The sequence below is a fragment of the Actinoallomurus acaciae genome, from assembly GCF_042429965.1.
Taxonomy (GTDB): domain Bacteria; phylum Actinomycetota; class Actinomycetes; order Streptosporangiales; family Streptosporangiaceae; genus Actinoallomurus; species Actinoallomurus acaciae.
Map to the genome: position 1 here is coordinate 1 of NZ_JBHLZP010000351.1, position 8847 is coordinate 8847.

Annotated in this window: 7 protein-coding genes; 6 read left to right on the top strand and 1 reads right to left on the bottom strand. The window is 70.6% G+C overall.

Annotation, left to right across the window (positions count from 1 at the left end; translation table 11 throughout):
* Window positions 1-88 precede the first annotated feature (88 nt).
* Window positions 89-1846: a hypothetical protein gene (locus ACFFNX_RS33930; RefSeq protein WP_378209960.1), complete on the bottom strand. Its 1758-nt coding sequence runs from the start codon at window positions 1844-1846 to the stop codon at window positions 89-91.
* A 319-nt stretch (window positions 1847-2165) separates the two neighbouring features.
* On the opposite strand from ACFFNX_RS33930, the gene ACFFNX_RS33935 reads away from it, so the two are divergent.
* The 6 genes from ACFFNX_RS33935 to ACFFNX_RS33960 form a co-directional block, all read left to right on the top strand.
* On the top strand, window positions 2166-2639 hold the full coding sequence (locus ACFFNX_RS33935; RefSeq protein WP_378209961.1) for a hypothetical protein: 474 nt from the start codon (window positions 2166-2168) through the stop codon (window positions 2637-2639).
* A gap of 144 nt (window positions 2640-2783) precedes the next feature.
* Window positions 2784-2873 carry a K(+)-transporting ATPase subunit F gene (gene kdpF / locus ACFFNX_RS33940; RefSeq protein ID WP_378209962.1) on the top strand — a complete coding sequence of 30 codons (90 nt, stop codon included), beginning with the start codon at window positions 2784-2786 and terminating at the stop codon, window positions 2871-2873.
* Entirely contained in the window at window positions 2874-4535 is a 1662-nt protein-coding gene (kdpA, locus tag ACFFNX_RS33945; RefSeq protein WP_378209963.1) for a potassium-transporting ATPase subunit KdpA, read from the top strand.
* The gene (gene kdpB, locus ACFFNX_RS33950) at window positions 4535-6706 is read left to right on the top strand and encodes a potassium-transporting ATPase subunit KdpB (RefSeq protein ID WP_378209964.1); all 2172 of its coding nucleotides are present in this window, start codon (window positions 4535-4537) and stop codon (window positions 6704-6706) included. The genes kdpA and kdpB overlap by 1 nt, the downstream gene beginning before the upstream one ends.
* A 2-nt stretch (window positions 6707-6708) precedes the next feature.
* Window positions 6709-7629 carry a potassium-transporting ATPase subunit C gene (locus ACFFNX_RS33955; RefSeq protein WP_378209965.1) on the top strand — a complete coding sequence of 307 codons (921 nt, stop codon included), beginning with the start codon at window positions 6709-6711 and terminating at the stop codon, window positions 7627-7629.
* Between the two features lie 63 nt (window positions 7630-7692).
* Window positions 7693-8847, top strand: a 1155-nt coding sequence (locus tag ACFFNX_RS33960) for a universal stress protein (protein ID WP_378209966.1), incomplete at its 3' end; no start/stop codon positions are given.

Below are 8847 nucleotides of genomic sequence, written 5' to 3' on the forward strand. Positions count from 1 at the left end.
AGCCCAAGCACGCAGGAACCACTTCCGGCGACGCTTGCGCCTCCAGGTCCTACAGATCTAGCCATGTAGTACTAGCCGCCGGGCCGCCTCACTGCGGTATCCCCGGTTCGCCGGATTTCGTCTCGGCGTCGACGTCCACGTTCCAGCCCGGCTTCTTCGACATGCGGAGGATCAGCGTGCGTCCGTCCGTCTTCTTGTTCTTTTCGCCCCAGGCCCGCATCCGGGCGATGGCCGGAGCTCCGCCCGCCACCAGGTACCAGTGGCCGGACGGAGCGTGCCAGGAGGCGGTCGCGTAGGCGGTGTCCGCGACATCGCCGTCACTGTCGACCTCGTGGGCGACGGTCTGCGCCGTGCCGGTCGCGCCGGGTGGTTCGTCGACGAACAGGGTGCGGCTCTCCCCGGTCCGAGCCGGTACGTCCAGCGGCGGGTCGGGCTGCGCGCTGCCGTAGCGGATGCCGAGGCTCACGAACGCGCCCTGGTGGTGTCCTTCGGGCAGGGCCGCGTGCCAGAAGGGCTCGACGGTGAGGTAGCGGACGGACTGTCTCCCGAGCGTGGGGAAGGACTCGTGATCGCAGATCACATCGCGGACCAGGCGGGTGTCGAGGGGCGCCGTGCCGGTCTTCTTCTCGCCCGGGGCGTCCCAGTCGATCTCTGTCGTCGTCACCGGGTTGTCCAGATCGGTGCCGATCCAGGTCGTTTCGGGGATGGCGACGTAGCGTGACGGCGAGGAGACGCGGAACAGCGTCCGATGACAGCCGGCCGAGTCCGGAGGCTCCGGCAGGGAGATCACGCCGTCTCGTGGTGTGACCGGCCGCCACGCCGGACGGGCGTCCGACAGCGCGGCGACCTCCGTGCGCGCGGTGTCGGGAGGAAGCAGGTACGCGGTCCGCGTCTCTCCCCGAGGGTGGGGCGGCGGGCTGACGGACAGCGGGCCCTTGCTGCCGTACGCGCCGTTCTCGAAGGTCAGCGATCGGCCCTCGCTCGTACCCTCGGAGTAGAGCGCGAACAGGTCGCCGTCGCTGAGCAGCACGCTCCGGCCCGGCCCGACGGTGCCGGCGAACAGCACGGCGAGGCTCCCCGGCCCCGGGCGGGGACGCGGCACCTCCCGGAGGCCGTACAGCGCGACGGAGCCATACGCGACTCCATCCTCGTCCGGGCTCTCCGGGACGCCCGCCCATGCGTCACGGGCCCGGCCGAGCAGCGCGCGGTCGTCCACCTGGTCGCCTCGGGCCGGCCACTGCTTGACCGCGGACAGGTCCGTGCCGGCTCGGGCGTTCACCAGCAGCGGGATCTTCTTCGCCGGCCATTCCAGCACCACGCCGGCCACGACCACCGCCAGCGCGCCCGCGAGCAGCGCGGACGCCCGGATCCGGGCGCGACGCGGTGACCACCGCGGCGAGACGGCGACCGTGTCCACATCCAGGCCGAGGATCGCCGCGCGCTGCTCGTCCGGGTCCAGCTCCGTACCGGTGTCGACGGATTCGAGCACCCGGCGGGCGACACCGTCGGCGTCCGACACGCGCAGACGCCGCAGCTCCGCCGCCGTCTCCTCCGCGGTCAGGCCCTCCACCCGCCGCAGGACGTACGCGACACGCCCCGTACGAGACAGCCGCCGGATCGCGTCGGCCAGGCCGGGATCGAGGTCGGCCCCGGCCGGCCGCATCTCCAGCCAGGCGCGCGACCGGTAAGAGGAGCCCCATCGCGTACGGACGCAGCGCTTCAGCACGCGTCGCCGCACCCGGTCGCTCTCCCGCCGGGAGACACAGCGCCGTACGACCAGCAGTGCCCGCTCGATCCGGTCCGCCGGAGCCAGATCCCACAGCACCACGTACGCCAGCCGGGTCAAACGCTGGTAGTCAGCCCCTGACGGGGTTCTTGTCCCATCCGATCCCGAATTTCCCACGAACCCCATTCTGTCGCGATGACGTTTTCCGATGACGCCGCTTTCCGGCGCCGCGGCGGGTCGGCCGTCCCAAGGCCGTCCAGCGGCCGTCCTGGCCCGAGAGGCGGCGGCGCCGTTAAAAGGGCGTTAAGGGCCCGAGAGGCGGCGCTAAGAGGGTGTCAACGACCGGCTTAACGCCCTATTTCGGGAGTTAACTCCTGACGTAGCCCCTGGTGAGGGGGCCGATGGGCGGCACGTCCATCGACACGTCCAGGAGGGTGCGATGACGCGCCTCGAATCGTCCGCGTGGCCGCTCGCGGGTGGCAGTGCGAGCGTGTTCGCGCTCGCCGTCGTGCTCGACCGGCTGCCGTGGCAGGTGGGGTTCGGCGTGGTGGCCCTGGCCGTCGCGGCCTGGGCATGGTCGAGCCCGGCCGTCGCCGGTGCCGGCGTCGGCGCTGTCGCCTGGCTGTGCGTCACCGGCTTCGACGTGCACCACTTCGGCGACATCCGGGTCACCGGGAGCGACGACGCCGCACGCGCGGCGGTCCTCGTGCTCGCCGGCGTTCTGGTGGCCGCGGCGCACGCCCTCGCCGAGGCGTACGGCCGGCATCGGCGCGCGGACCCCATGTGGGCGGAGTTCCACGCGACCGCTCCTGGACTCCCGCAGGAGGGCGTCCCGATCCCGCGACCCCGCCCGCACGGCGAGGCCGGGCTCGAAGAGGCCGCCCCCCGTACATCCGACAGAGGAACCGAGTGATGGCTGACCTGATCTACATCGTGCTGACAGTGGCGATCTTCGCGCTGTTCGCCCTGGTCGTGAAGGCGGTGGAACGGCTGTGAGCCGTGAGCGAGCGCGGCGGCGGAGCCGTCGCGTGGCGGACGAGGGCGCGGTGAGGACGCGATGAACGCCGAGAACCTGATCGGGCTCATCCTCTCCGTCGTGCTGTTCGTCTTCATGATCGCCGCACTACTGTTCCCGGAGCGCTTCTAGATGAGCACAACGACCGCGGGGATCTGCTTCGCCGGATCCCTCGTCCTCGCGCTGGCCCTCGTGTACCGGCCGATGGGCGACTACATGTACCGGGTGTTCACCGGTACCCGGCACGCGCGTGCCGAAAAGCTGATCTACCGGCTGATCGGCGTGAAGCCGGACGCCGAGCAGACCTGGGGCGTGTACGCCCGCGGCGTGCTGGCCTTTTCGGTGATCTCCGTCCTGTTCCTGTACGGCCTGCAGCGCCTGCAGAACCACCTGTTGCTGAGCCTCGGCTTCAAGCCGGTCATGACGCACCAGGCGTGGAACACCGCGATCAGCTTCACCACCAACACCAACTGGCAGTCCTACTCCGGCGAGTCGACCATGGGTCATCTGGTGCAGATGGCCGGGCTCGCGGTGCAGAACTTCGTCTCCGCCGCCGTCGGCATCGCGGTCGCGATCGCCCTCGTCCGCGGGTTCGCCCGCCGGCGGACCGAACACCTCGGCAACTTCTGGGTGGACCTCGTACGGGCCAACCTGCGCATCCTGCTCCCGATCGCCGTCGTCGGCGCGATCGCGCTGATCGCGGGCGGCGCCGTGCAGAACTTCCACGACCCGCACACCATCCAGAGTCTCGCCGGCGCCAAGCAGACGATCACCGGCGGGCCGGTGGCCTCGCAGGAGGCCATCAAGGAGCTCGGCACGAACGGCGGCGGCTTCTACAACGCCAACTCCGCCCACCCGTTCGAGAACCCGACGACGTGGACCAACTGGATCCAGATCTTCCTGATCCTGCTCATCGGCTTCTGCCTGCCGCGCACGTTCGGGCGGATGGTCGGCAGCAACAGGCAGGGCTACGCGATCGTCTCGGTGATGGCCACGCTGGCGGTCATCAGCATGACGCTGCTCATGTGGTTCCAGCTCGCCCACCACGGCACCGTGCCGACCGCGATCGGCTCCTCCATGGAGGGCGTCGAGACGAGGTTCGGGGTGGCGAACTCGGCGACGTTCGCCGACGCGACGACCCTGACCTCCACCGGAGCCGTCGACTCCTTCCACGACTCGTACACGAGCCTCGGCGGCATGATGACGATGTTCAACATGATGCTGGGCGAGGTCGCGCCCGGGGGCACGGGCTCGGGCCTGTACGGCATGCTCATCCTCGCCGTCATCACGGTGTTCGTCGCCGGCCTGATGGTCGGCCGCACACCGGAGTACCTCGGCAAGAAGATCGGCAGCCGTGAGATCAAGTTCGCCGCAACGTACTTCCTGATCACACCGATCTGCGTGCTCGTCGGCACCGCCTTCGCGATGGCCCTCCCGGGTGAGCGCGCGGGCATGCTCAACAGCGGCCCGCACGGCCTGTCGGAGGTGCTGTACGCCTTCACCTCCGCCTCGAACAACAACGGGTCGGCGTTCGCCGGCATCACCGTCAACACGCCCTGGTACGACACCGCGCTCGGGCTGGCGATGGTCTTCGGGCGGTTCCTGCCGATGATCTTCGTCCTGGCGCTGGCCGGGTCGCTGGCGAAGCAGGGCCTGACACCCGCGTCGGAGGGCACGCTGCCCACGCACCGGCCGCAGTTCGTGGCCATGGTCGCGGGCGTCACGGTCGTCCTCGTCGCTCTCACCTTCCTCCCGGCGCTCGCGCTCGGACCGTTGGCCGAAGGAATCCACTGATGTCCACCCAAGTCATGGAACCGCAGACCTCAGCGCCCGAGCCGCCGAAGGCGCAGCCGGGCCGGGTGCAGGGTGGGCTGCTGGACCCCAAGCAGCTCATCCGGTCGCTGCCGAACGCGGCGCGCAAGCTCGACCCGCGCACCATGTGGCGCAACCCCGTCATGTTCATCGTCGAGATCGGTGCGGCCTGGAGCACCGTCCTGGCGATCGCCGCACCGACCTGGTTCGGCTGGCTGATCGTGGTCTGGCTCTGGCTGACGGTGATCTTCGCGAACCTCGCCGAGGCCGTCGCGGAGGGGCGGGGCAAGGCCCAGGCCGACACGCTGCGCCGGGCCAAGACCGACACGATGGCGCGCCGCCTGAGCGGCTGGGCCCCGGGCCGGGCCGGGGAAGAGGAGCCGGTGCCGGCACCCGAGCTGCGGCAGGGCGACCACGTGGTGGTCGAGGCGGGCCAGACCATTCCCGGTGACGGCGACGTCGTCGAGGGCATCGCCAGCGTCGACGAGTCGGCCATCACCGGTGAGTCGGCGCCGGTCATCCGCGAGTCGGGCGGCGACCGCAGTGCGGTCACCGGCGGCACCAGGGTGCTGTCCGACCGGATCGTCGTGAAGATCACCCAGAGGCCGGGGGAGAGCTTCATCGACAAGATGATCGCGCTGGTCGAGGGCGCGAACCGGCAGAAGACGCCGAACGAGATCGCCCTCAACATCCTGCTCGCCTCGCTGACGATCATCTTCGTGATGGCCGTCGCCACGCTGCAGCCGTTGGCGATCTTCAGCAAGGCGAACCAGCCGGGCGTGCCGGACTCCCTGGCGCTGAACGCGCACGGCGTGACCGGCATCGTCATGGTGTCCCTGCTGGTCTGCCTGATCCCGACGACGATCGGCGCGCTGCTGAGCGCGATCGGCATCGCCGGCATGGACCGGCTGGTCCAGCGCAACGTCCTCGCGATGAGCGGCCGGGCGGTCGAGGCGGCCGGCGACGTGAACACCCTGCTGCTGGACAAGACCGGCACCATCACGCTCGGCAACCGGCAGGCCGCGGAGTTCACTCCGGTCGACGGCGTGACCGCGGACCGGCTCGCCGACGCGGCCCAGCTGTCCAGCCTCGCGGACGAGACGCCCGAGGGCCGCTCGATCGTGGTGTTCGCCAAGACCGAGTACGGCCTGCGGGAACGCACGCCGGGCGAGCTCGGCCACGCGAGCTGGATCGAGTTCACCGCCCAGACCCGGATGTCCGGCGTCGACCTGGCGGCCGAGAGCGGAGGCCGGTCCCTGCGCAAGGGCGCCGCCACCGCGGTGATGAAGTGGGTCCGCGACAACGGCGGGCACCCCACCGACGAGGTCGGCCACATCGTCGACGGCATCTCGGCCAGCGGCGGAACACCACTGGTGGTCGGCGAGGTCGTCAAGGAGGACGGGAGGGCGACCGCGCACGTGCTCGGCGTCATCCACCTCAAGGACGTCGTCAAGGCCGGCATGCGCGAGCGCTTCGACGAGATGCGCAGCATGGGCATCCGCACCGTGATGATCACGGGCGACAACCCGCTGACCGCCAAGGCCATCGCGGACGAGGCCGGCGTCGACGACTTCCTCGCCGAGGCCAAGCCCGAGGACAAGATGGCGCTGATCAAGCGTGAGCAGGAGGGCGGCAAGCTCGTCGCGATGACCGGCGACGGCACCAACGACGCCCCCGCGCTCGCGCAGGCCGACGTCGGCGTCGCGATGAACACCGGCACGTCGGCCGCCAAGGAGGCCGGCAACATGGTCGACCTCGACTCCAACCCGACGAAGCTCATCGAGATCGTGGAGATCGGCAAGCAGCTGCTGATCACCCGGGGCGCGCTGACGACGTTCTCGATCGCCAACGACATCGCCAAGTACTTCGCGATCATCCCGGCGATGTTCGCGGCGGTCTACCCGGGCCTGGACCGGCTCAACATCATGCGGCTGTCCAGCCCGCAGTCGGCGATCCTGTCCGCGGTCATCTTCAACGCGATCGTCATCATCGCGCTCATCCCGCTCGCGCTGCGCGGCGTGAAGTACCGGCCGTCGAGCGCCTCCAAGCTGCTGTCCCGCAACCTCTACATCTACGGCCTGGGCGGCATCGTCGCGCCGTTCATCGGCATCAAGCTCATCGACCTGCTCATCCAGTTCCTGCCGGGAATGTGACCATGAGACTCCCCAGCTGGATACGCCAGCACCTGGCGGCCCTCCGGGCCCTCCTCGTCCTCACCGTGATCCTCGGGATCGTCTACCCGGTCGCCATCTGGGCCGTGGCGTTCATCCCGGGCCTGCACCACAGGGCGGAGGGCTCGATGGTCAAGACCGCCGACGGCAGGGTCGTCGGCAGCCGGATCATCGGCCAGTCGTTCACGGACAAGGACGGCGACCCGCTGAAGCAGTACTTCCAGAGCCGTCCCTCGAACGCGGGCGACGGCTACGACCCCACGTCGACCGGCGCGAGCAACCTGGGCCCGGAGAGCATCGTCGACACCCTCCCGGACCCGGCGCTGGTCAAGGCCGGCAAGGAGGACGAGAACGCCAAGACCGGCCTGCTCACCCAGGTCTGCACCCGGAGCAGGGCCGTGGGAAGGCTGGAGGGCGTCAGCGGCGCCCGGCCGTTCTGCACTCCCGGCGGCGTCGGCGCGGTCCTCGCCCTCATCGGCCCGCGCGACGGCCGGGGTCACGTGACGCACCCGACGCGGGTCGTCAGCCTCAACGAGGAGTGCGGCGTGGTCGCCAAGCCGTTCGTCGCCGCGTACGACGGGGTGCCCGTCGAGTGCGCGAAGTACGGTGAGGACTACACGAAGGGCGAGGTCGTGCCGGTCCGCGGTGACGCGCCGGCCCACCCGGTCGTGCCGGCCGACGCGGTGACCGCGAGCGGCAGCGGCTTGGACCCGCACATCTCACCGGCGTACGCGCGGCTCCAGGCCCCGCGGATCGCCCGGACGCGCGGCGTCCCCGAGCAGCGGGTGCTGGACGCGATCAAGGACAACGAGGACGGCCGGGTGCTCGGCTTCGTCGGTGCCCCGCGCGTCAACGTCCTCACGCTCAACATCGAGCTCGACAAGAAGTACCCGTACCGCGGATGAGACCGGACCGCGGCGCGCCTTTCACCGGAGCGCGCGCCGCGGCCCACCGGAGGAGTGATGGTCATGGCACGCGGGCGGCTGCGCGTGTACCTGGGGGCCGCCCCCGGCGTGGGCAAGACCTACGCCATGCTCGGCGAGGGCAGGCGCCGGCACGAACGCGGCACCGACGTGGTCATCGGGTTCGTGGAGTGCCATGGCCGTCCCCGCACGATCGAGCTCCTGGAGGGGCTGGAGACGGTGCCCCGCAAGACGATGGAGTACCGCGACACGAGCTTCACCGAGCTCGACGTGGACGCCGTCATCGCCCGCGCGCCGCAGGTGGCGCTGATCGACGAGCTGGCGCACACCAACATCCCCGGCTCGCGGAACACCAAGCGCTGGCAGGACATCGAGGAGATCCTCGAGGCCGGCATCACCGTGGTCACCACGGTGAACATCCAGCATCTCGACTCGCTGAACGACGTCGTCGAGCAGATCACCGGCGTGCCGCAGCGCGAGACCGTGCCCGATGAGGTCGTGCGCCGGGCCGACCAGGTCGAGCTCGTCGACATGACGCCGGAGGCGCTGCGCCGCCGGATGGCGCACGGCAACATCTACCAGGCCGAGAAGGTCGACGCCGCGCTGTCGAACTACTTCCGCGTCGGCAACCTCACCGCACTGCGCGAGCTGGCCCTGCTCTGGCTGGCCGACAAGGTCGACGACCAGCTCGACCGCTACCGCGCCGACCACCGCATCAGCCAGAAGTGGGAGGCTCGCGAGCGCGTCGTCGTGGCGCTGACCGGCGGGCCGGAGGGCGACACGCTGATCCGCCGCGCGGCGCGGATCGCCGACCGGGCCAAGGGCTCGGACCTGTTCGCCGTGCACGTGACCGCCGGTGACGGGCTCACCGGCGCCAGCCCGGCCGAACTCGTCCGCCAGCGCGCCCTCGTGGAGAGCCTGGGCGGCACGTACCACCAGGTCATCGGCGACGACATTCCGCAGGCGCTGCTCGACTTCGCGCGCGGCGTGAACGCGACCCAGCTCGTGCTCGGCGCCTCCCGGCGGGGCCGGTTCGCCCAGGTGTTCTCGCGCGGCGTCGGGGTGACCACGACGGCGATGTCCGGCGCGATCGACGTGCACATGGTCACCCACGAGGAGGCCAGCCGGGGCCGCCGCCGGCCCTCGCGCGCCGGCGGCCTGACGTGGACCCGGCAGGGCGTCGGGTTCGTGCTGGCCGCG